This is a genomic window from Shewanella sp. NKUCC06_TVS (assembly GCF_019345515.1).
Classification (GTDB): domain Bacteria; phylum Pseudomonadota; class Gammaproteobacteria; order Enterobacterales; family Shewanellaceae; genus Shewanella; species Shewanella oncorhynchi.
Map to the genome: position 1 here is coordinate 89,744 of NZ_JAHKQX010000002.1, position 22,232 is coordinate 111,975.

Below are 22,232 nucleotides of genomic sequence, written 5' to 3' on the forward strand. Positions count from 1 at the left end.
ATAAGGGAGCATAAACCTGTCGCAGTGATTATCTGAATTCAGGTGCTCCCTTATATTTAAACAGCAAAGCTAGCACTGATTAGCAGCGCTTAACCACTAAGCCTCTTGCCGCGCGTAAGTTGACTAACATAGGTAACATCAACGCAAGGATCACTATCAGCATCCCTACCAATTGAATTTCCGTCACCGCCTGCCCCATGGCTAACGCCGTTAATGCTGCAAAAACGGGCACGAGATTAAAAAAAATCGATGCCTTAGCGGGGCCAAGCGCCTTAACACCGTTAATCCAAAACAGATAACCGAGCACAGTGGCGAACAAACCTATGTAGAGCACGCTAGAAAAAGCCGTTGCCGACAGTTCCATCAACTCCAGCCAAGGGTGAAATTCACCTCGGCCAAGCCCAACCACGGACATAGACACACTGGCAGCTATCATACTCAGCAAGGTAAAGGGCAACACAGGCAACCAATGGCCGACCCGTTGCGAACAAATGGTATAACCACTCCACGCCAACATGCCGGCGGCAATCATCACATCACCTTGGTTAAAACTAAAGTTGAGCAACTGCTGCACACTACCGTTGGTGATCACTAGCAGTACGCCCGCCAATCCACCCACTAAGCTAAACACTTGTTGTCTGCTGAGCCATTCACGCTGTAATAGCGCATTGACGATTGAAGTCACCAGCGGGCTGAGCGCCATAATCAAGGCACCATTGGCAGCAGAGGTATGCTGCAGGCCATTAAATAACGCCAGATTTAAGCCGCCCACACCAATCACACCCACTAACGCTATGACAATATATTGCACCAAACTCAATTTGGGCCAAGCCTGACGAGTAAAAACGATATATAACGCTAGAGTCACAGCCGCAATGGTAAAACGCCAGAAGACGAGGGACTCTCCTGACATCTCCTCCAGCACTCGCTTAGCAATCGGAAACACACTGCCCCAGCTAAAAACGCAAATCAGTAGACAAACGAATGTCATGTAAGGTGTATGGGATTTCATATCGACCTCTAGGGAGGTAATTGGGATTGAGCTTAGTTTATAAGTTTCATATATTATTAAAACAAACAATATTGAGAGCTTAAATTCCAAATATGAAACTTAATTATTCCTTAGACGATATGCGCTTATTTTGGGTGGTGGCACAGCAAGGGAGTTTTAAGCTCGCGGCGCAGCACTTAGGCATTCCACCTTCAACCTTAAGCCGTCGAATCAATCTGTTAGAACAATCCTTAGGTCTGCGTTTACTGCACAGAGACGCCCATAGAGTCAACCTTACCGCCACAGGTCAGCGGTATCTCGAACGCTGCGGCCCGCTATTTATCGAGTTAAACCAGGTATCTGGTGAGTTGCATGCGGATAAACATCAAGCGGTTGGCAAATTGCGGATCTCGGCGCCCATCAATACAACCTATCGCTGGCTGGGTGAATCACTCAACGCCTTCCAACGGCATTATCCCAATATTGATATCGATTTAAGTCTGTCGAACATGAATATCGATGTCAGTGAAAACGCCATCGATATCGCCTTTCGAGTGGGCGAACCTAAAGATCCCGATTGGATTGCAAGGCCACTTACCACGATTAGCTTTGTACTTTGCACCAGCACATCGGCAACGCAGTGGCATGCGCTGCAATCCATTGAAGAGCTGGATCAGCATCCGGTTATCATCGCCAAGCCCACAAAAACGTGGCGTTTACAGCACAATAGCACAGGGCAAAATGTCGAGTTTGAACCAAGGGGGAATATCAAACTAGCCGTCGATGATATGGCGATTGCCTGTCAGGCCGTGGTGGCGGGGCTTGGGATTGGACTCATACCCATCAGCATGGCGAGTGAACAGATACGAAGTGGCAAACTCATTCAAATACTGCCCGAGTGGCAAGGTATTCCGCGTACCGCCTACTTGATGTATCGCGATCGAGACAACCTGCCCTTACGAGTCAGACTGTTAATTGATTTTATGTTGGCGAATCCACCCGAGGCTTATTGAGCCAATGCAGGCATGAGTCTGCGGCTTATCGACTCAATAAACGGCTAGAGTGCTAAATCCAGCTGAGTCTGGCCGTTTAAGCTTGTGGCGACGACAAGAGTAGAATCAGTAAGGCCAACTGAAATCCCCAATAGACGAATGCCGCGGCCTTCTTGCCTTTCCATAGCCTGTGCGAGTAGCTCATAGAACATTACAATCGAGACTTCATCGCTCCGGTGCTCAATTGTAGTCTGCTTGAAATCGTTAAACTTAAGTTTGACCACCTGTTTATGTATTTTGCGTTCCTTAGCACTGCGACTTAAACGCAAGGACAGTTCTTGGATCAAACTAGGCATCACCTGCTGGCACTGCTCTAAGCTATAAATATCCTTTGCTAACGTGGTTTCAACACCCACTGATTTGCGCTCTCTGTCGGCAGAAATACCCCGTTCATCTATGCCTTGGGAACGCTCAATCAACACACCACCAAACTTACCGAATCGCGCTAAGAGCTCAGGTTTAGAATAAGCTTGCACATCACCACAGGTATTGAGCCCGAGCGAAGAGAGCTTTTCGGCGGTGACTTTACCAACACCGGGAATTTTACGCAGCGATAAGGTCTTAACAAACTCAGAAAGCGTCTCTGGTGTAATGACATATTGGCCGTTTGGCTTGTTCAGATCCGAGGCGACCTTAGCTAAAAATTTTACTGGCGCGATACCCGCCGATGCGGTTAAACCCGTTTCGGTTAAGATATCGCGACGAATCGCTTGGGCAATCAAGGTCGCAGAGCCCTTATATTGTTGGCACTCACTCACATCCAAATAAGCTTCATCTAAGGAAAGCGGCTCAATTAATTGGGTATAGCGGGAAAATATTTCACGAATTTGTAGCGACACTTCTTTGTAAACTTGCATCCGACCCGGAACTAAAATCAGCTCAGGGCACAACTTAAAGGCATAAGCCGTTGCCATTGCTGAACGTACACCGAATTTACGTGCCTCGTAACTGCAAGTACTGATAACACCGCGACGGTCGCTACTGCCGCCTACGGCTAAAGGCTTGCCACGGTACTCAGGAAAGTCGCGCATTTCCACTGCAGCAAAATAGCAGTCCATATCGATATGAATAATTTTTCGCACGTTGAATTCCTCCAACGCCAAAATACTGTATATAAAAACAGTAATCAAGTATTCCTGATAGATTTGGGGCCAATAAGATGTAGCCTAGCGCTGGAAAAGAGAACAAGACAAGTGTGAGGAACAACAGACATGCTTAATAACTGAGTTTCCTAGGCCATTACACTCAGTGGCCTAGGTATTTACTCAACCTAACAATCTAAGGCTCACATCTTAGTTTGCAGGTAGTTTTGCAATCCAACACGGTCAATAAGCCCAAGTTGTTTTTCGAGCCAATACATATGGTCAGACTCTGTATCGTCAAGTAATACTTCAAGGATTTCACGTGTCTGGTAATCTTGCTTCTGCTCACACAGTGCAATCACTTTGCGCAAATCGTCCGCGACCTTGTATTCGTAGGCGAGATCATTACGTAGCATCTCTTCTACATCTTTACCTATGTTCAATGCCTCACGGGCGGCAACATTGGGTGTACCTTCGAGGAATAAAATGCGCTGCACTAATTTGGCAGCATGGGCTTTCTCATCATCTGACTCATGGGCGATACGCTCATAGAGTTCATTCAGGCCCCAATCTTCATACATATGGGCATGGACAAAATACTGATCCATTGCCGAGAGTTCTCCCGTTAGGAGTCGATTTAACGCATCGATAACGTCTTTATCGCCTTTCATATCTTGCTCCTATTGGTCGCTAATTTGCGATTGTAGATAATTTTGAATACCGGTTAGCGTAATGAGCTCTTGCTGCGACTCGAGCCAATCTAAGTGCTCTTCTTCGTCTTCGAGAATATCTTCCAGCAGATCGCGGCTCACATAGTCCTGTTCGGCTTCACACAAGCTGATCGCATCACGCAGCAATGTAAGCTGCTCTTGCACCATGGCCAGATCGCAGTCGAGCATCTCTTGGCTATGTTCACCAATGCGAAGTTTTTCGAGTTGTTGCAGATTAGGTAGACCTTCCAAAAACAGCACTCGCTCGATGAGCTTATCGGCGTGCTTCATATCTTGGATGGATTTTTTGTATTCGACGTGGTTTAACTTCTCTAAGCCCCAATGTTTAAACATGCGGGCATGGAGGAAATATTGATTGATTGCGGTCAACTCACAGGTAAGCACCCGATTCAGTTGCCCAACCACTTTAGGATGACCTTTCATAAGTTACTATCCTTGGTAAGCGTGAAAAGATTGATCTAAATCAAGCTTCTAGCCTAGTACAATTTATCGACCAACTCAAATTATCTTTATATTTCACTCACTTAATGATGAAAAGCATTCTCATTCCTGCTTAGATTAACTTGCTATCCCACTCTAATCCCAAGGATAAATCTCAAATGATTAACCCGTGTAAGAAAATACGAGGCAAAAAAATAGCCCCCTAAATTGGAGGCTATGATCGAATCAAGACTATTTAGATAATGCGGTCTTTCGTTAACTTCTCACGACGCGCTTCTTCAGCGGCCATACGACGTTTACGTTTGTCACAAGGGTCATCACAATCACACGCTTTTTCAATCCCTAGAACACCTAAACCGCCACAACTTCCTTCAACGGCTTTGCGCTTGATAAGATAACCAATCGACATGAGCAAAAAGAAGACTAACAAGATCACAAATGCCGCGATAAAAGAGGTCATGGTTTACTCCAAAAACTAAATAAGGAAAGGCTTGAAGGCGTCGCTGTAATAGACCTTAAATCCGTCGCCTTGCTTTTCGATTAGCATTATCGCCAAGTGTTCCTTCTTGGCAAGCTCCAATGATGCTTCTGTGCCCAAAACCATCATGGCCGTCGCAAAACCGTCGGCCGTCATACAATTTTGATGCAATACCGTCACGGATGCTAACTTATGATTTATCGGTAAACCAGTACGCGGATCGATTATATGCGTAAAACGTTGGCCGTCTTCTTCATAATAATTACGATAATCACCAGAGGTCGCCATCGCCATAGTACCAGGTGCAATAACCTGCTGTACGGCTTCAGAGCCATCATTGGTCGGTTGCTCTATAGCAACACGCCAAGAGCTTCCATCACCTTTGGCACCTTTGATACTCAGTTCGCCACCGATTTCAACTAAATACCCTGTCGCGTGGTATTTATCAAGAATGGAAGCGATCTTATCAACCCCAAATCCCTTCGCGATTGATGATAAATCTACATATAAATGGGTGTTGTGCTTACTTAGACGGTTGCCTTCAATGGAAAGTTCACTAATCCCTGTTTTGGCTTTAGCCGCATCAATATCAGCCTGTGTCGGAACTTTCGTTGGACGCTTATCAGGTCCAAAACCCCACAGATTAACTAAAGGACCTAAGGTAATATCAAGTGCCTTATCAGTCACTTGATATAAACGTATTCCCTCTTGCACCACTTTTATGGTATCCGGTGAGACTTCAACGCTTTGCTCCAATGGCAATTGGTTGAAACGGGATAATTCTGAATTAGGCCGATACGTCGACATCTGGTCATTGACTAGCTCAAGGGCTAAATCAATCTCCGCTTGAAGTAACTGCGCCGTCGGCATCTGCTCATTCGGGACGACTTTAATGTGATAAGTCGTGCCCATAGTGCTGCCGGCCAACGAAATGACTTCGTTTTGCTTTGAACAGGCTGAAACAAAAAAGGCCAGTCCCACGAGGACTAGCCAGTTAAATGAATGCTTTAGTGCTGAGGTATTGATCTTTAAGGTCTGAAACATAGTGACCTACTACTCTTATTTGGGCCCTTAAATGCAAAAGTTGCAGATGAAAGGTTAACCTCAACATCTGCAACTTTTCTATCTAGGACTAATGAACATTAGCCGCCGAAGTCATCCAACAGGATGTTTTCGTCTTCGACACCAAGATTTTTCAACATACCAATGACGGCAGCGTTCATCATTGGAGGTCCACACATGTAGAACTCACAATCTTCTGGAGCATCATGGTTTTTCAGATAGTTTTCATACAATACGTTATGAATAAAACCTGTGTAACCATCCCAGTTGTCCTCTGGTTGAGGATCTGAAAGTGCCACATGCCATACGAAGTTATCATTCTCAGCCGCTAGGCCGTCGAAATCTTCTACGTAGAACATTTCACGCTTAGAACGTGCACCGTACCAGAAGCTCATCTTACGTTTAGACTGAAGACGCTTCAGTTGATCGAAGATATGTGAACGCATTGGCGCCATACCCGCACCACCGCCGATAAACACCATTTCTGCATCGGTATCTTTCGCGAAGAATTCACCGAATGGGCCAGAAATTGTCACTTTATCGCCAGCTTTTAAGCTCCAAATGTAAGATGACATCTTACCGCAAGGCAGAGTCAAGTTACGTGGTGGAGGCGTAGCAATACGCACGTTCAGCATAATAATGCCGAACTCTTCTGGGTAGTTAGCCATTGAGTATGCACGGATAGTTTCTTCATCAACCTTAGATTCAAGATTGAAGAAACCGAAGTGTTCCCAGTCGCCACGGTATTGTGCAGGCACATCAAAATCTGCATATTTAATATGATGAGCTGGTGCTTCGATTTGAATATAACCGCCAGCACGGAATGGTACAGACTCGCCATCAGGAATTTGCAGCTTCAGTTCTTTAATGAAAGTGGCTTTGTTATCGTTAGAGATAACTTCACATTCCCATTTCTTGATACCGAAGATTTCTTCGTCAAGCTCGATTTCCATATCGTTCTTAACGTTAACCTGACAAGAAAGACGACAACCTTTACGGGCATCACCTTTGCTGATGTGGTCAAGTTCCGTTGGCAAAATATCGCCGCCGCCAGACTTAATCACCACGCGACATTGGCCACATGAGCCACCGCCACCACACGCACTCGATACGAAGATACCGCTGTTAGCCAAAACGCCTAACAACTTACCGCCCGCACCGGTTGTAATCGCTTTTTCAGGATCGTCATTAATGCCGATCGTGATGTCACCACTAGCCACTAACTTAGACTTAGCGAATAAAATCACTAATACCAAGATGAGGACGATAGCAGTAAACATACTCACACCGAGGTAAACCTCGAGCGGAGTAGATTTAAAAATACCAAGAATATCCATTAACTTATCCTTAGAAGGTCCAATTCAAGAAGCCGTTATGTGTCTCTTACAGAGACACACCTGAAAACGACATGAAACCTAAGGCCATCAAACCAGCGGTGATAAAGGTAATCCCTAAACCACGTAGGCCGTTAGGCACGTCGGCATACTTCAGCTTCTCACGGATACCGGCCATCAATACGATAGCTAATGCCCAACCCACTCCTGAGCCGAAACCAAACACCACACTCTCGCCTAGCTTGTAGTCACGCTCAACCATGAATGATACCGCACCGAAAATCGCGCAGTTCACTGTGATCAAAGGTAAGAAAATACCTAATGCGTTGTACAAAGGTGGAAAGTACTTGTCCAGTGCCATTTCCAGAATTTGAACCAAAGCCGCAATCACACCGATAAAGGTAATGAATTTCAAGAAGCTTAAGTCAGCTTCAGGTGCGCCAGCCCAAGCAAGTGCACCAGGAGCTAGCAGCCCTTGATAGATAACTTGGTTTGCTGGGACAGAGATAGTTAACACTACAACTACCGCAATCCCTAGGCCCATGGCTGTAGTGACTTTCTTAGACACAGCCAAGAAAGTACACATACCTAGGAAGAAGGCCAGTGCCATGTTTTCAATGAAAACAGAGCGAATTAACAGGCTAATATAATGTTCCATCGCACTTACCCTTTTGCTTCAACTTGCTCTGGCTTATAGGTACGAATAATCCAAATCAAAACACCGATCAGGAAGAACGCACTCGGAGGCAGTAGTAGCAGACCGTTTGGTTGGTACCAGCCGCCATCAGAGATCTTGTGCAGGATTTCAACACCGAACAGAGAACCGTTACCAAACAGTTCACGTACGAAGCCAACAGCTAACAGAATCGCACCGTAACCTAAACCGTTACCGATACCATCCATAAAGCTCATCATTGGCGGTGTTTTCATCGCGTAAGCTTCGGCACGACCCATTACGATACAGTTCGTAATAATCAGACCGACGAATACCGACAGCTGCTTAGAGATCTGATAAGCATAAGCCTGCAGCAATTGGTCAACCACGATTACCAAAGAGGCAATAATGGTCATCTGTACGATAATACGCACACTGCTTGGAATATGATTACGGATCATTGAGATAAACAGGTTCGAAAACGCAGTTACCGCAGTTAACGCCAACGCCATTACCAGTGCAGTTTCGAGCTTGCTCGTTACCGCTAATGCACTACATACACCAAGTACTTGTAAAGCAATCGGGTTGTTGTTGACTATAGGTCCGGTCAGAACCTGTTTCAGTTCTTTAGCGTCAGACATTAGTTGAGACCTCCATTGCGTGCTTTTTCAATGAAACTCGCAAAACCTTCTTTACCCAACCAGAATGTCAGTGAATGTTGTACACCGTTACTCGTTAAGGTTGCGCCAGATAATGCATCTACACCGTACTCAGTGCTAGCAACAGTTGGGTTTTTCGTTACGCTGATAGCGAGTTTACCTTGCTCATCAAATAACTTTTTGCCATGCCATTTCGCTTTCCACTGAGCATTTTGCACTTCGCCACCTAAGCCCGGCGTTTCGCCGTGCTCGTAGTAGACTAAGCTTTGCACTGTGTTTAGGTCAGCATCCATAGCAAGGAAGGCATACATAGTAGACCATAGGCCATAACCATGGATTGGCAGAATGACACTGGTTAATTTACCTTGGCCGTCACGAACAAGATAAACCACAGCCTTATCAGCAACACGTTTCACTGAAGCGATGTCATTCTCAGGTACAAATGAGGTTTTCACATCACGAGACGCTTTACGTTGATCATAAGTGTCAGCATCAACACCCACACCCTCAACCCAAGCACCCGTTTTCAAATCGACCAGTTTAGCTTCGATGTGTTTGCCGTATGTATCCAGAATTTGCGCTTTGGTCACTTTGCCCGCTTTAGTATCGATAAGACCAGCGGCTTCCAGAATGTACTTTTGCTTATCAAGCAGTTTATTTTCTGCTTGAGTCGGTCTCAGTAACACTGCTGCAGTAGACACAAATATCGCACAAATTAGACACAGGCCAACGACGATAAATAAGGTTCTGCCGAACGAATCTTTATTACTAGCCACGGGCAATCCTCCGCTTGATATTTGCCTGAACCACGAAGTGGTCGAACAATGGCGCGAACAAGTTAGCAAACAAAATTGCCAACATCATGCCTTCAGGGAATGCAGGGTTAATCACGCGGATAAACACAGCCATTGCACCGATCAAGATACCGTATGCCCATTTAGCTTGGTTAGTAAATGACGCTGACACTGGGTCTGTCGCCATGAACATCATGCCAAACGCAAAACCACCTAACACTAAGTGCCAGTACCAAGGCATTGCAAACATTGGATTAGTGTCACTACCGACAACGTTAAGCAGCGTAGAAATGGCAATCATGCCCACCATTACACCGCCAACGATACGCCATGAAGCGATACGCGTGTAGATGATGACCAAACCACCTAACAGAATCGCTAATGTAGACACTTCACCCACTGAACCTGGAATGAAACCGAAGAACGCATCCCACCAGTTTTGGTTAATTGCGTAATCTAAAGTGCCAGACGCCGCTTGGCTCAGTGCAGTTGCACCTGAGTAACCGTCAGCCACAACCCATGAGGTATCACCTGACATATTCAACGGATAAGCGAAGAACAAGAAGGCACGACCCGCTAGTGCTGGGTTTAAGAAGTTACGCCCTGTACCACCGAACACTTCTTTCGCCACGACCACACCGAAGGTGATACCCAGCGCCACCATCCATAATGGGATAGTTGCTGGCAGCGTTAAAGCAAACAGGATAGAGGTAACGAAGAAACCTTCGTTGACTTCATGACCACGGATAGAGGCAAACAGCACTTCCCAGATACCACCGACGGCAAAGGTCACCGCGTAGATAGGTAGGAAGAAACAGGCGCCATACCACATCAGCGCAGGCCAGCCAGAGTTTGCCGTCAGTTCGGTACCGAACATGCTGAACAAGCTCACTTGCCATACGTCAGGAGTAGCAAAACCAGCCACTAAAGCTAATTGAGCTTGTAAACCTACGTTGTACATACCCACGAACATCGCGGGGAAAGCACAAGCCCAAACCGTAATCATCATACGTTTTAGGTCGAGGTTATCGCGAACATGGGTTTTGCCCTTGTTCACTTTACCTGGGGTATAAAAAATCGTGTATGCCGCTTCGAATAGGGCATAAAACTTTTCGTATTTACCGCCTTTTTCAAAGTCGGGTTCAATACGTTCGAAAAAATCTTTCAAGCTCATTAGCCTTCCCTCTCGATCGTATCTAGACAGTCACGCAGATATGAACCGTAGTCATACTTGCCTGGACATACGAACGTACACAGTGCGAGATCTTCTTCATCTAACTCTAACGCGCCTAAAGTAGCAGCACCGTCAAAGTCACCTGAAATCAAGTCACGCAACAACATAGTAGGAAGAATGTCCAATGGCATTACACGCTCATAGTTACCAATTGGCACCATAGCGCGGTCTGAACCACCTGTACTGGTCGTCATGCTGAACAGACGAGAAGGAGCAAGATGTCCTAAGAATGCACGAGTGATAGAATATTTGTCTGAGCCTGGTAATACCCAGCCTAAAAATTCTTTCTCTGTACCTTCTTCTAACAGACTTACTTGAACATGGTAACGACCTAAATACCCTTGTGGGCCAACGGCTGTACGACCATTCAGAACAGAGCCTGAAATCAGACGAACATTGCCATCTAAGGCTTCACCAGCGGTTAATTCAGTCATGCTCGCGCCCACAACAGTGCGTACGAGTCTTGGCTTAGCCGCTTTAGGGCCTGCGATTGCAATAACACGTTCGGTATTGAGTTCACCCGTCGTAAATAGCTGACCAATTGCTATTACATCTTGGTAACCAATATGCCAAACGGTACGTTTTGCAGAGGCAGACAATAAGAAGTGAATGTGAGTACCGACTAATCCTGCAGGGTGCACACCGGCAAATTCTTCAACTTGGGCGTTTGCGGCAGGAATATCAGCGCCAGGCGCTTTACAAAGGTAAACTTTACCGTCAGTAAGTCTTGCTAAGACCTTAAGACCATTAGCAAAATCTTCTTTATGCTCACGGATCACCACAACGGGATCAGCGGCAAGAGGTTGAGTATCTATTGCGGTTACAAAAATACCAGCAGCAGAAGAGTCTACAGCAGGAACTTTGCTAAAAGGACGAGTACGCAAAGCAGTCCATAAACCTGATTCAATCAGATTGTCACGGACTAACTGCGAGTCGAGCGTATCGAGTGCAGTGGCATCATATTTAGCAAAGGCAACGCTGTCGTTTCCTTCCACTTCAATGACAACAGACTGCAGAACACGCTGGGCGCCCCGGTTAATGTCTAATATAGTACCACTGGCTAAAGCCGTATATTTAACGCCTAAATTCTTCTTATCTTCAAAAAGAACTTGGCCTTTTTGTACTTTATCGCCCACTTTGATCTTCATCGTTGGACGTAAGCCAATATACTCTTCACCCAAAGTAGCTACATGTTTAATGGCTGGGCCATTATGGATAACTTGCTCTGGTCCGCCTGCTATAGGCAGTTCCAATCCTTTCTTAATTGTAATCATATCCACAAGCACTACGTTTGAAGGAAAGACAATGCGCCGCGTTCCTGCTAAATACTTAGGTTTTAAACAAAACCTACTGCATTGAGCTAGCGCAGATTTATCACAGAAATGCGATCGCAATCACGCTGGTCGCGCGCATTTTACCCCAATTGACTTGGCATCGCCACGAAAATTATAGGTGATTTCAAACCTAAAATACGGATTGAAAAGAATCATGCGCTACGGCGTTCACCTTCCGACCTAGTGACTGATCAGAAAGAGAGAATATTACGGCCACTGGGTACTATAGCATTAATAATTAAAGATTTAATTTAGCAAAAAGTCGAAACGTCCACTAAACGCAGCCGAAATCGATCTTATTTGTTTCAATTGATTTAAATTCAAACAAAATAAAACTCAATTTAAAAGCGCCATTGATAACCTAAATAGCTAATACGTCCATTTTCCGATCGAATTCCGCTATTTGATGCTGTCGTAACTAATGACTCATCTAAGAGATTTTCTACTCTAAAATAAATCTCATGGTGACGGTTAAAATGATAATTCGCCGCTAAATCTACCCGCCATTGTACTGCGATAGGCTGTAATTCAGTGCCAAATTGGCCCATTTCCCGCTCGGATTGATAAAAGACATTTGCATTCAATTCATATTCGGCATATTTCATTCCAGCACTAAAATGCAATTGCTGCTCAGGTAACCAAGCCACTCTATCACCAGCCACAACGCAACCTTGGATTTCGTTACAGCTATTGGTTTGATACTCAGAATTCGAATATTGATAATTTAAGACTAATGGTAACTGTACACTACCGATATCCCACTGGTAGCCAAGACTCAGCTCAACTCCTTTGGTCAGTACATCCACGACATTGCCTTGAACCCACAAACGACTGTCGGCGCATTGGGTATACGCATCGCAATTGACATGCAGGTTATCAAAATCTTGAACGTAGGTTTTGATGTCAGCACTAAAATGCTCACTGGCATATTGGGCGCTGACTTGATATTGCAGCGATACTTGCGCCTCTTGCTCAAGATTACCTGCACTCGCGGCGGTCCATGAGCGGCGAATATCCGTACTAAAGCGCCAATCTCCAGCATCATATAAAACACCGAGTTGTGGCATCCAATCGCTGTCGGAGAAATCAGCCGCATCCAGTCCTACATAAGCTAAATCGACCTTGCGATTGACGCTCACTTGTTCATAGGCAAGCGCGAGCTTTATCTGTAATTCGTCCCAATTAAACAAGGAATCGATTGCCGAAGTAAATGCAGTTGCATCGTCGGTATAGGCCAATAACGCATTTTGTGCATCACTCACTAAACTCAAGTCCTGCTGCCATAGACTCTGTTTTTCGCCAAAGTGCATCTCGGCTTTATCCGTATGATAACGGGCGCTATAGATAATTTGATGGGCACCATACTGATTCACTGATTCAGTTTGTGCCCCAAAGGAGCTGAAATCATTGTCTTGTTGTAAAGAAGCCAGTGAGACGCCATCGACTGTCGGCTGACGTTCAAATGCGGCCAACGCAGCAAGACTCTGGGCATCGAGCATTTGCCCATCAAATTGATTGAGTTGATTTAATTGCTGCGAATAGGACTGGTAGTAAAAGTCTGTGGTGACCTTATGCCCACCATTGAGCGTAACTTGGTGAGACAGTTGGTACTTATGATGTCGCCCCTGATGTTTATCCGCCGCAGTGGCCGAATACAAACTCATAGGATCTTGTTGCCAATCGGCCTGTGTTAACCCAAGCTGAGAGCGATAACTATCATCATCGAGAAACTGGTAAGTAAACTCAGTCACCTGTGGACTTCTGGCGCCGAGTAAACTCGCGGCGTTGATTTTAAATAAGATGTCTGTCGTTTGGTGGTCTGTGTCTTGACCATTGAGCAAGTGATCGGCGCCGCTATTATTTGCATAATTAACCGCGAGTATCATGCCATACTCTTTTTGCTTCACTCCCCAATTCATATCGACACTGTAGTCTGAATCGGTATTGCCCTCGAGAGTCGCCTTACTATTCTCGGTCTGCTCAGCAACAGGTAAGGTTTGATAACTCACCACCCCAAACGCACCTTGCCCACCGACAGCCATATTTGCCATCGGGGTGGCAGTAACACTCTGTTGTTGCAGCAGATTAGGTAAGAGTTGTAATTGCGGTGCCGAATACGGCGCAGGGGAGAAATACACTCTATCTTGTAATACCGCAATACCTTGAGTCGCGCTGCGCATGCTGATGCTCGCGGGATTTCCACTCAGATCCGCAGGCAAAACCGTCAAAGCCGTCAATTGACCTAACGCTAAACGATTAGACGTTGAATGAAATGTGCCATTGAGCTTGTTCAATTCAAGCATTTGACTGTGAAGATCATCGGCGAACGTTGTGCTAGAACAGGCAAGAGATACAGAAATTGCACAAAGTGATACAGTGAAGTAACGACTAGGCATACCAAGCTCCCAAAAACTTTGTTAGCGTACGGTGTTTTTGTTATTAACTTGTAAAATAGCTGAGTTTGCTTGAAAAAAAAAGCGACTCTCGTCGCTTTCTCTTATTTACTTCAGGAAACTGAATTTACTAAAGAAGCACTCTCATACTATAAGAGTGCGAACAATTACAGGTTACCTAGAATTTCATCGCTTAATTTTAGATCGTCATTACGATTAACACTTACGCCTGCAGCAATAATATTACGGGCGATATCTTGTGCTTGCTCTAATGAATGCATCTCATACGTACCACATTGGTATTCGTTCAGCTCAGGGATTTCAGACTGCTCAACCACTTTAAGCACATCTTCCATCGCGGCTAACCACGCATCGGCCACTTGGCGCTCTGTGGGTTCACCAATCAAACTCATATAAAAACCGGTACGACATCCCATTGGCGAAATATCAATGATCTCAACATCGCTGCCATTTAAATGGTCACGCATAAAACCCGCGAATAAATGCTCTAGAGTATGAATACCACGCTCACTGAGGATCTCTTTATTCGGTGCGCAAAAACGTAAATCAAATACAGTAATGGCATCGCCCTTTGGCGTGCTCATATGCTTAGCGATACGAACCGCAGGGGCATTCATCCGAGTATGGTCGACGGTAAAGCTATCAAGTAATGGCATAGGGATCTCCAAATTCTCAGGGCGACATCAACGCCACTGTAACTGTCTATTTATAGCTTGCAAGCATAACACCAAATGAATTACGCCGATAACAAGATAATCTAAGATGAAATCATCTCATATAAATCAGATGCTAATGTGACAGTTTGCAGTAAAAAAACCATCATTTAGTGTTGACGCTGTTGACTGTAAGCATCCTCAGATATTTTATGGTACTGGCGCACACCTTGCTCATACGTGTGATAGGCATCGTACACCTTTCGCATTAAGGGATCTTGATTCGCTTGATCTTCAATCACTTGTTTGGAGATTTTCTCAAGCTCCAACAACACGTTCGGTGGAAACGCTTTAAGTTCCACACCTTCGTCCTTCACTAACGTTTCAAGGGCGGTCACGTTACGGGTCGTGTATTCATCGAGCATATCTTGGTTAATGGCTCTCGCAGCAACTCTGACTATGGCCTGTAAATCCTCAGGTAAACTCTCAAAGGCAGCAGTATTAATCAAGAATTCCATATTTGAACCTGGCTCATGCCAACCAGGGTAATAGTAGTACTTAGCCACTTTATGTAAACCGAAGGCAAGATCATTCACTGGCCCTACCCATTCTGCGGCATCAATCGCTCCCGTTTGCAGTGCACCATAAAGTTCACGCCCCGCCATATTTACAGGTACAGCACCAACGCGTTTCAACACTTCACCACCTAAGCCCGGCATGCGGACCTTCAATCCCTTAAAATCAGCAATAGTATTGATGGGTTTATTAAACCAGCCACCCATTTGCATCCCAGTATTGCCTCCCGCGAGGGGAATAATACCAAAGGGTTGATACACTTCAGTCCACAGCTCCATACCACCGCCATAGTGAAGCCAGCCATTCATTTCCTGTGCGGTCATACCAAAGGGGATCGATGAAAAAAACTGCGCTGCGGGCGCTTTTCCTCTCCAGTAGTAAGAGGCTGAGTGGGCCATTTGAATTTTACCCTGACTCACACTATCAAATACGGCAAAAGCGGGCATCAACTCACCCGCACCATAAACGCTAATTTTTAACCGACCGTTAGACATTTCATCGACTAAATGCGCAAAACGCTCAGGAGCCATGCCTAAACCGGGGAAGTTTTTCGGCCAAGAGGTCGCAAGACGCCATTCAATGGCAGGTAAAGCATGGGGAACATCAGTTGCGGCGTGGGAAGCGGCTACGCTTTGCGCATCACTGGAGACGGGGTTACAACCGCTCAGTCCCATCAGCAGCACTGAGATAAACAAACTCCCTAACTTACGCATTTTTAATACTCTCTCTGATGTCAAACGAGTACATGGATCCAACTGACATGGAAATGCACTCAGGATGGGTATCGACAATCACACCACCCAACCTCTTAAAATAAAACATATTGTTAACACAGAAACTAAGGTAGGGAAACTAGAAACTAAGGTCGGCAAACTCAAAAATAGTCTTAAGTTGGCCTAAAACAAAAAGCCACTCTATGAAGAGTGGCCTTGAAATCTAAGCTAAACAGTATTACTGAGCGATTAATTAACCACGACAATTTGGCGTATTAGGTACTTGTGCATTCGCATCCCACTCATTTTGAGTGAAAGTATGAATAGACAAAGCATGCACGCCATTGGCTAACTCATGGGCTAAGTGAGTGTTGACCAATCGATGACGAGCTAATAAACGTAAGCCATCAAACTGCTCGCTCACCAGCACAACTTTAAAGTGGGTTTCTGAATTCGGTGGTACATGGTGACGATTACTTTCGTTAATCACTTCTAAATGGGTCGGCGAGAAGCATTCGGTTAATTTCTGCGAAATAGTGTTAGCCACAGTGCCCTGCACATGAGTATTGGACATATTCGAGTCTCAGAATGGGAAAATCCAGTTGCCGCAGAGTACTGCTTCAAATTGAAAAGATCAAATTCACGCTTTCAATTTGTTGATGCCCTACCACTTTATATCCAGCCATATTTCGCAGTGCTTCACCATAGGCAGTTAGCGGGAGGCAATTAACCATGGAAATTAACGATGAGTTGTCTAAAGGTATAGTTCCAACGCGGCTCTTTTACTTTCAAACGTTTAGGTAAACTGTGTAACCAATCACTTTGCATAGGCCAGTGCATGATCAGTAGATCGCCACTGTGCAAACTTATGCTGTACTTGGTTTGGCTGTGCTTATGCTTAAGCACAAAATCCCGCGTGGCCCCTAAGGTAATAGAAGCAATATGACTCCCCTGAGTAATTTCAGGTTCATCATCACTGTGGGCGCCCATACAATCTTTACCATCGGCGTAGCGATTCACTAATACCCCATTGCTCTCCAAACCATAATCCCGCGCTAACTTATCCCTCAACTTGTGAGCATATTTAGGCCAAGGTAAGGCGCGGATAAACAGTCCTGAATATAAATAGTCGCAGCCCAAATCGCCAAACCACACTTGCTGGCGAGGAATCGCGTGAAACTGACCAAAGACTTGGATTTCAGGGCGATTTAAGGGATAGGTCAGCGCTTCTTTCATTAGCGCCGCTTGCTGCTCAGCATTAAGATAACCCCGCACTAAGGTGATGGGCGGTTTAATTTGAGCATCACCCTCTGTATCAAACCCTAACTTACCTTGCTGCATTGACGTCCTCCATGTGAGCCGTCGCACTGCGCCATGAAATCTGCGATAATCTGCGCCTTAAATTTATTGGCGCAGTGTGGCACATGACAACACAATTTTCAGTAGCGGGTGTTGAACTCGAACTCTTACGGTATCCAGCTCAGCAGGAATCTAATCTTCAAGCTTGGGATGCCGCCGATGAACACTTACTCAAAAGCCTTATTGAGTCAGAGCAAGCCGCCGTGCCAACCGCCATTATCAACGACAATTTCGGCGCCTTAAGCTGCGGTTTATCTAAATTACATCCAAGTTGGCCGCTATTTGTTGAAACCGATGCCAGAACCAGCTTTTTAGGCACAGAACAAAACCATGGCCGCAATCAGTTGCCAATGGATAATCTGCAATGGTTTACCAGCCGCGATACCTTGCCGGAAAACTTAGCATTAGTATTGATGAAGTTGCCTAAGAACTTAAGCTACTTTGCCCACCAGCTAACGCGCTTGTCGCAAGTGTTACCTGCAGGCACTCGTGTATTAGTGGCCGCCAAATCCAAATCGATTAATGGCGCCTTACTCGACATCTTTGCTAAGCATTTAGGCCTCGCAAGCGCCAGTTTAGCGTGGAAAAACACGCGAGTGATCACCTGTGTCAGTGATGGCAAACCAAGACCATTAGCCAAAGAAGTGACTTGGGCCGTACCCGAATATCAACTTGAGATCAGCAATTTAAGTAATGTGTTTGCCGCCAACAAACTCGATATTGGCGCACGCATCATGCTAGAGAATCTGCCCAAAGGGGATTTTAAGTCGATTGTTGATCTCGGCTGTGGCAATGGCGTGCTGGGGTTACGCACCGCCCAGTTATTCCCAGAGGCTGACATTCACTTTATCGACGATTCTGAAATGGCAGTCGCATCAGCCAAGGCAAACTGGGCACGCAATCAATTATCCGCAGACAAAGGCCACTTCTATTGGGACGATTGCATGACGCATCTGCCCGATGATGTTCAACCGGATCTGGTGCTGTGTAATCCGCCGTTTCATCAAGGTGAAGCCATTACCGATCATATCGCCTGGCAGATGTTTTTAGATGCTCGCCGTCGCTTGAAAGAGGGGGGGATCTTACATATCGTCGGTAACCGTCATCTGGCTTACCATGTAAAATTACAGCGCTTATTTAAGAACTGCACCACAGTCGCCTCCAACGGTAAATTTGTGATCCTGCAGGCACAGAAAAAATAACCTCATCGAAATTGACACGTTAAATGAGAGCCAGCAATGTTTGGCTCTTTTTTATACAGGGCTCTTTTTATGCTGAGCAATGACATGTTGGAAAAGCAGCAGTCGGAGATTTCCTAAAAATCAACAACAACTAGCCGAAAAATACACATACAAGTACACTTCTTGCCGACAAAGGTTTATGAGTTAAGCACTTAAACACTTAGGAATGAGATATGCCGTTAAAGGATGACGTTGCCCAACTAAAAGCTGAGCTGGCACAGTTACAATCGCTGCATTTATCGCAGCAATCTTCGCTCGGTCGTCAATTAGCAGAATTCTCCACTAAGCTCGAGACCTTAAGTCAGCAAATTGCGGCTGAAGACGCCGCTGAAACCACTCTGAATATGGCAGCGAGTGCTTCATCGATTGCATCTGTGCTCACCGCCGCCGATAACGCGCCTACATTAACCTATGCGGCACAAACACCAACACTTGAGCCAGCTTCCGTAGAACCAGCCCCAGCAGAACCCAACCCATGGCAGCAAGGCCCTATACCAGCAGAATCTTGGCAAGAAGACCCTTGGCAAAGAAAAACGAAAAATACCCCGACGGAACAAGCCACTAAAACCGAACACCTTTCTCAAGCGCAAAATCAACAGCTGAGTGATGAAGTCAAATTGCAGGCAAGCGTGCAAGCAGCGAGTCAATTTGATGAGTTGTTATCCCAAGGACTCGCGGCCGTCATGGCACCCTTTGCGGCAGTCAACGAGCAAGTCAAATCTTTCTACCATCATTATCAGGCTAAGGGATTAGGACCTGTCTTTTTAATGACTGTCGCAGGGATCATCACCCTGACCTTAGGCTTTGGTTATTTACTGCAATATTCAATCAACCATTGGTTTTCAGAACTTGGCAAAGCGCTACTCGGGTTTGCCAGCGCGAACGCTATCATAGCCGGCGGGATTTTTATTCGCCAAAAACGCGCCGGCATGGCGGATTTTGGCTCAGGTATTGTCGGACTCGGACTCATACTTAATTATCTCTGCGCGTACTTTATTGGGCCGTATTTTGAGTTAATTCCCAATAGCGCGAGTTTTATCTTACTGTTATTGATCACTTTGGCGGGTTATGGCCTGTCGATGCGCTTAGATGCCAAAGTGATCGCCGTGATCGCCTTAGTCGGTGGCTCGACCGCGCCTATGATGCTGTTATCCCAAAGCTATGCGCCGCTATTGTATCTGCCTTATTTAGTGCTTATTGGTGCGGGCGCCCTTGCCCAGAGTCGCAAACTTAAGTGGCCGCTGCTACTGGAAATCAGCGCCCTGTTGCACATAGGCTGCATCGAAGCTTTTAGCCATTTCATTGAATTGCCACTCAGCGACGTTGGCGGCGTCAGTCTGCTCGCGCTTATCAGTATTAATGCGTTCTTTTATCTCTACGGCATCACCAGCCTACTATTTACCAAGCAGTTTACCCATCATGATGAAAAACATAATGCACTGAGCCATCGCATACTCGCCCTACCGATAGTATTGCTCGCCTTTGTGTTATTAGAGTTGACGCAATTTACTGAGTTCGCAGGGGAAATCTTTGCGGCCAACGCACTGATTTGCGCAGCTCTCTATTGGAAACTGACTCTCTATTGGAAGCGCACAGGCAACCTAGAAAAAGCCCGTAGTGGCTTATTGTTAGTCTTTGCAGGCAGTTTTGCGGGATTTGCCGCACTGTATTTACTCAGCAACGATTTCCTTGGATTAGTATTACTGCTCGAAGCCTTATTACTCTTGTGGATTGGCACCAAAGAAGAACTGATTTCCGTTCGCGCCGAAGCCTATGTATTGCTGCTGATGGGATTAGGGCTCAATGCGTCTAGTGTACTGACGGGCATGAGCCTTTTAGCATCAAGCTTTATCGATGGGGCGCCAATTTCTCCCTTGTCAGCTTTTGGCTTTCCACTGTTGGCACTGGCTTTAAGTTGCGCCGCCTTAGTCTTAGTGATTCGGCTATTAACACTCCATCATACGTTACTTTCGACCCTAGAAAGTCAGCTAAACAGAGTGTTAAAAGAGCTATTAAGCGGTTTTTATGTGGGGACAATTATCCTCGCGGCTTACCTTTTGAGCAGCGATTACTACCTCGCCATCTTGCCACTGGTCAGCCTATTACTGCTGTATTTGAGCGCAAAGGACAGACTCGTTATCAGCGAGTTTGCTGCTTGGCTCTTACTATTGCCGCTGCTGTTTAAGGTTGTTGAAGGCGTAACGCTCACAGGCAGTTTTAGCTTTAGTGCCCAACCGCTTATAGCAAAACTGGCACGGTTTGAGTTATTTACCGCCTTACTCTTGGCCCATTATTGGTATCGTCGCCACTATAAAGATGCCTTATTTGCCAAAGCCGCTTATACGATGCAAATCTTCTGCTATTTGCTGCTGCCGCTTATTCTGCTGCCCAAAATCATCCGCAACCATTGGGAATATACCGCTATCGCACTCTGGCTGAGCACCTTTATGAGCCTAGGTTTAGCCTACTTTGTTAAACATAAGAGTTTGAACATAGAGGCCAAAATCCTCACTTGGCTAGCGGTTCTGATGACAGCCTCGCTATGCCTTATTCACGCTTGGCAAGGACTCGCGGCGCTGGCCGTTGGCGCCCTGTTTATGGGCTTCACCCTGCTCCGCTACCGCCAGTTACCCGAGCATTGGCGCCCCTTGCTGCAACTACAATGGCAATTGAGCCCTTATTACTTTGCACTGGTATTGGCCGTGATCGTTTATGGTTTTAATCATTCTGAGCTAGTAGGAATAGCCATGACAGCATTAGCCTTAAGTGGTTATTTTGCCTTGCTGATCCAAAGAGGTTTAAGCCTGAGAGGTGTAAGTCAGAGATCTGTAGGCCAATCCTCATATAGCGCAAAATTCCCCCTCGCAGCCGAAATCCAAGCCGCAATAAAGGAAAGCTACCATCTCGCCTATGGCCTCACTTTAGGCTTAGCCCTGTTGCCCATCATGTTGCATTTTGAGCTAACACTCGGGCTTAATCGTGATAATGCCTCGTTTGTGTTAATCGAGTTTTTATCACTGGCACTCCTAGCAAGGCTTATCTTGCAGCACGGTGCAGCAATACGCTTGCATAGACGCATCTTACCTTTACAAGGACTTAAGTGGGGTTGGCATCTGTTACTCGCCTTAAGTTACTTCATGTGGAGTTATAGCTTCGATAACATGATTGCCGCACCGCTCAGCGCGATTTTATTGGTTATCCATGGCAGTGTGTTGATGTTTATCAGCTTAAAACCACAAAATGCCGATATGATCCGCCTCGCTGCTGGGCTATTTACCTTATCGACGCTCAAGGTGCTATTACTGGATATGGCGTCCTTCGAGCTAGTGCAAAAGGTGATTGCCTTTATGCTGATAGGGGTCATTTTGCTGACCGTTTCTTACTTCTATCAAAAGGCGAGAAATCGACTACAGCAAGATTAACATCGTT

At 45.7% G+C, this 22,232-nt stretch carries 20 protein-coding genes; 3 read left to right on the forward strand and 17 right to left on the reverse strand.

Translation table 11 applies throughout. The features are described from left to right. Positions 1 to 79: 79 nt before the first annotated feature. The gene (locus KO531_RS02515; protein ID WP_212600395.1) at positions 80 to 1,012 is read right to left on the reverse strand and encodes a DMT family transporter; all 933 of its coding nucleotides are present in this window, start codon (positions 1,010 to 1,012) and stop codon (positions 80 to 82) included. A 92-nt stretch (positions 1,013 to 1,104) separates the two neighbouring features. Between KO531_RS02515 and KO531_RS02520 the strand changes: the two genes are divergently transcribed. After that, on the forward strand, positions 1,105 to 2,004 hold the full coding sequence (locus KO531_RS02520) for a LysR family transcriptional regulator (RefSeq protein ID WP_028761561.1): 900 nt from the start codon (positions 1,105 to 1,107) through the stop codon (positions 2,002 to 2,004). A 44-nt stretch (positions 2,005 to 2,048) separates the two neighbouring features. Here the strand turns inward: KO531_RS02520 and dinB are convergent, their stop codons facing one another. The 16 genes from dinB to KO531_RS02600 all read right to left on the reverse strand — a co-directional run bounded on the left by dinB (position 2,049) and on the right by KO531_RS02600 (position 17,544). After that, positions 2,049 to 3,125, reverse strand: coding sequence for a DNA polymerase IV (gene dinB / locus KO531_RS02525; RefSeq protein WP_198572969.1), 1,077 nt, complete (start codon positions 3,123 to 3,125; stop codon positions 2,049 to 2,051). 203 nt (positions 3,126 to 3,328) lie between these two features. Next, the gene (gene bfr / locus KO531_RS02530) at positions 3,329 to 3,796 is read right to left on the reverse strand and encodes a bacterioferritin (protein WP_011918791.1); all 468 of its coding nucleotides are present in this window, start codon (positions 3,794 to 3,796) and stop codon (positions 3,329 to 3,331) included. Between the two features lie 9 nt (positions 3,797 to 3,805). Beyond that, positions 3,806 to 4,279 carry a bacterioferritin gene (bfr, locus tag KO531_RS02535; RefSeq protein ID WP_006080475.1) on the reverse strand — a complete coding sequence of 158 codons (474 nt, stop codon included), beginning with the start codon at positions 4,277 to 4,279 and terminating at the stop codon, positions 3,806 to 3,808. Positions 4,280 to 4,532: 253 nt separating this feature from the next. Continuing rightward, positions 4,533 to 4,757: a (Na+)-NQR maturation NqrM gene (gene nqrM / locus KO531_RS02540; protein ID WP_105250019.1), complete on the reverse strand. Its 225-nt coding sequence runs from the start codon at positions 4,755 to 4,757 to the stop codon at positions 4,533 to 4,535. A gap of 15 nt (positions 4,758 to 4,772) precedes the next feature. After that, positions 4,773 to 5,819 carry an FAD:protein FMN transferase gene (locus KO531_RS02545; protein ID WP_131523870.1) on the reverse strand — a complete coding sequence of 349 codons (1,047 nt, stop codon included), beginning with the start codon at positions 5,817 to 5,819 and terminating at the stop codon, positions 4,773 to 4,775. 98 nt (positions 5,820 to 5,917) lie between these two features. Further along, a complete protein-coding gene (gene nqrF, locus KO531_RS02550; RefSeq protein ID WP_028761565.1) occupies positions 5,918 to 7,174 on the reverse strand; it encodes an NADH:ubiquinone reductase (Na(+)-transporting) subunit F in 1,257 nt (418 codons plus the stop codon). A 46-nt stretch (positions 7,175 to 7,220) separates the two neighbouring features. Continuing rightward, positions 7,221 to 7,829, reverse strand: coding sequence for an NADH:ubiquinone reductase (Na(+)-transporting) subunit E (gene nqrE, locus KO531_RS02555; RefSeq protein ID WP_006080469.1), 609 nt, complete (start codon positions 7,827 to 7,829; stop codon positions 7,221 to 7,223). 5 nt (positions 7,830 to 7,834) lie between these two features. After that, complete coding sequence (locus KO531_RS02560) at positions 7,835 to 8,467, reverse strand: NADH:ubiquinone reductase (Na(+)-transporting) subunit D (RefSeq protein ID WP_006080467.1); 633 nt, start codon at positions 8,465 to 8,467, stop codon at positions 7,835 to 7,837. Next, positions 8,467 to 9,261, reverse strand: a complete 795-nt coding sequence (locus KO531_RS02565) for a Na(+)-translocating NADH-quinone reductase subunit C (RefSeq protein ID WP_219250310.1) — start codon at positions 9,259 to 9,261, stop codon at positions 8,467 to 8,469. Before KO531_RS02565 ends, KO531_RS02560 begins: the two co-directional genes overlap by 1 nt. Beyond that, entirely contained in the window at positions 9,254 to 10,453 is a 1,200-nt protein-coding gene (locus tag KO531_RS02570; protein WP_105250021.1) for an NADH:ubiquinone reductase (Na(+)-transporting) subunit B, read from the reverse strand. Before KO531_RS02570 ends, KO531_RS02565 begins: the two co-directional genes overlap by 8 nt. Next, a complete protein-coding gene (locus tag KO531_RS02575) occupies positions 10,453 to 11,787 on the reverse strand; it encodes a Na(+)-translocating NADH-quinone reductase subunit A (protein WP_028761568.1) in 1,335 nt (444 codons plus the stop codon). Before KO531_RS02575 ends, KO531_RS02570 begins: the two co-directional genes overlap by 1 nt. Positions 11,788 to 12,188: 401 nt before the next feature. Beyond that, positions 12,189 to 14,243: a TonB-dependent receptor gene (locus KO531_RS02580; protein WP_219250311.1), complete on the reverse strand. Its 2,055-nt coding sequence runs from the start codon at positions 14,241 to 14,243 to the stop codon at positions 12,189 to 12,191. Between the two features lie 164 nt (positions 14,244 to 14,407). Then, entirely contained in the window at positions 14,408 to 14,917 is a 510-nt protein-coding gene (luxS, locus tag KO531_RS02585; RefSeq protein WP_028761570.1) for an S-ribosylhomocysteine lyase, read from the reverse strand. Between the two features lie 167 nt (positions 14,918 to 15,084). Beyond that, positions 15,085 to 16,203, reverse strand: a complete 1,119-nt coding sequence (gene dctP / locus KO531_RS02590; RefSeq protein ID WP_219250312.1) for a TRAP transporter substrate-binding protein DctP — start codon at positions 16,201 to 16,203, stop codon at positions 15,085 to 15,087. A gap of 253 nt (positions 16,204 to 16,456) precedes the next feature. Further along, complete coding sequence (locus KO531_RS02595; protein WP_028761572.1) at positions 16,457 to 16,777, reverse strand: BolA/IbaG family iron-sulfur metabolism protein; 321 nt, start codon at positions 16,775 to 16,777, stop codon at positions 16,457 to 16,459. 152 nt (positions 16,778 to 16,929) lie between these two features. Continuing rightward, complete coding sequence (locus KO531_RS02600; RefSeq protein WP_219250313.1) at positions 16,930 to 17,544, reverse strand: alpha-ketoglutarate-dependent dioxygenase AlkB; 615 nt, start codon at positions 17,542 to 17,544, stop codon at positions 16,930 to 16,932. Positions 17,545 to 17,627: 83 nt separating this feature from the next. On the opposite strand from KO531_RS02600, the gene KO531_RS02605 reads away from it, so the two are divergent. Both KO531_RS02605 and KO531_RS02610 read left to right on the forward strand, forming a co-directional pair. After that, complete coding sequence (locus KO531_RS02605) at positions 17,628 to 18,764, forward strand: methyltransferase (protein ID WP_219250314.1); 1,137 nt, start codon at positions 17,628 to 17,630, stop codon at positions 18,762 to 18,764. Between the two features lie 212 nt (positions 18,765 to 18,976). Beyond that, on the forward strand, positions 18,977 to 22,225 hold the full coding sequence (locus KO531_RS02610) for a DUF2339 domain-containing protein (RefSeq protein WP_131523874.1): 3,249 nt from the start codon (positions 18,977 to 18,979) through the stop codon (positions 22,223 to 22,225). Positions 22,226 to 22,232: the final 7 nt, after the last annotated feature.

Coding starts and splice junctions, on each gene's coding strand:
- KO531_RS02515 (WP_212600395.1), bottom strand. CDS start 1,012: ATGAAATCCCATACACCTTACATGACATTCGTTTGTCTACTGATTTGC.
- KO531_RS02520 (WP_028761561.1), top strand. CDS start 1,105: ATGAAACTTAATTATTCCTTAGACGATATGCGCTTATTTTGGGTGGTG.
- bfr (WP_011918791.1), bottom strand. CDS start 3,796: ATGAAAGGCGATAAAGACGTTATCGATGCGTTAAATCGACTCCTAACG.
- bfr (WP_006080475.1), bottom strand. CDS start 4,279: ATGAAAGGTCATCCTAAAGTGGTTGGGCAACTGAATCGGGTGCTTACC.
- nqrM (WP_105250019.1), bottom strand. CDS start 4,757: ATGACCTCTTTTATCGCGGCATTTGTGATCTTGTTAGTCTTCTTTTTG.
- KO531_RS02545 (WP_131523870.1), bottom strand. CDS start 5,819: ATGTTTCAGACCTTAAAGATCAATACCTCAGCACTAAAGCATTCATTT.
- nqrF (WP_028761565.1), bottom strand. CDS start 7,174: ATGGATATTCTTGGTATTTTTAAATCTACTCCGCTCGAGGTTTACCTC.
- nqrE (WP_006080469.1), bottom strand. CDS start 7,829: ATGGAACATTATATTAGCCTGTTAATTCGCTCTGTTTTCATTGAAAAC.
- KO531_RS02560 (WP_006080467.1), bottom strand. CDS start 8,467: ATGTCTGACGCTAAAGAACTGAAACAGGTTCTGACCGGACCTATAGTC.
- KO531_RS02570 (WP_105250021.1), bottom strand. CDS start 10,453: ATGAGCTTGAAAGATTTTTTCGAACGTATTGAACCCGACTTTGAAAAA.
- KO531_RS02575 (WP_028761568.1), bottom strand. CDS start 11,787: ATGATTACAATTAAGAAAGGATTGGAACTGCCTATAGCAGGCGGACCA.
- KO531_RS02580 (WP_219250311.1), bottom strand. CDS start 14,243: ATGCCTAGTCGTTACTTCACTGTATCACTTTGTGCAATTTCTGTATCT.
- luxS (WP_028761570.1), bottom strand. CDS start 14,917: ATGCCATTACTTGATAGCTTTACCGTCGACCATACTCGGATGAATGCC.
- dctP (WP_219250312.1), bottom strand. CDS start 16,203: ATGCGTAAGTTAGGGAGTTTGTTTATCTCAGTGCTGCTGATGGGACTG.
- KO531_RS02595 (WP_028761572.1), bottom strand. CDS start 16,777: ATGTCCAATACTCATGTGCAGGGCACTGTGGCTAACACTATTTCGCAG.
- KO531_RS02600 (WP_219250313.1), bottom strand. CDS start 17,544: ATGCAGCAAGGTAAGTTAGGGTTTGATACAGAGGGTGATGCTCAAATT.
- KO531_RS02605 (WP_219250314.1), top strand. CDS start 17,628: ATGACAACACAATTTTCAGTAGCGGGTGTTGAACTCGAACTCTTACGG.
- KO531_RS02610 (WP_131523874.1), top strand. CDS start 18,977: ATGCCGTTAAAGGATGACGTTGCCCAACTAAAAGCTGAGCTGGCACAG.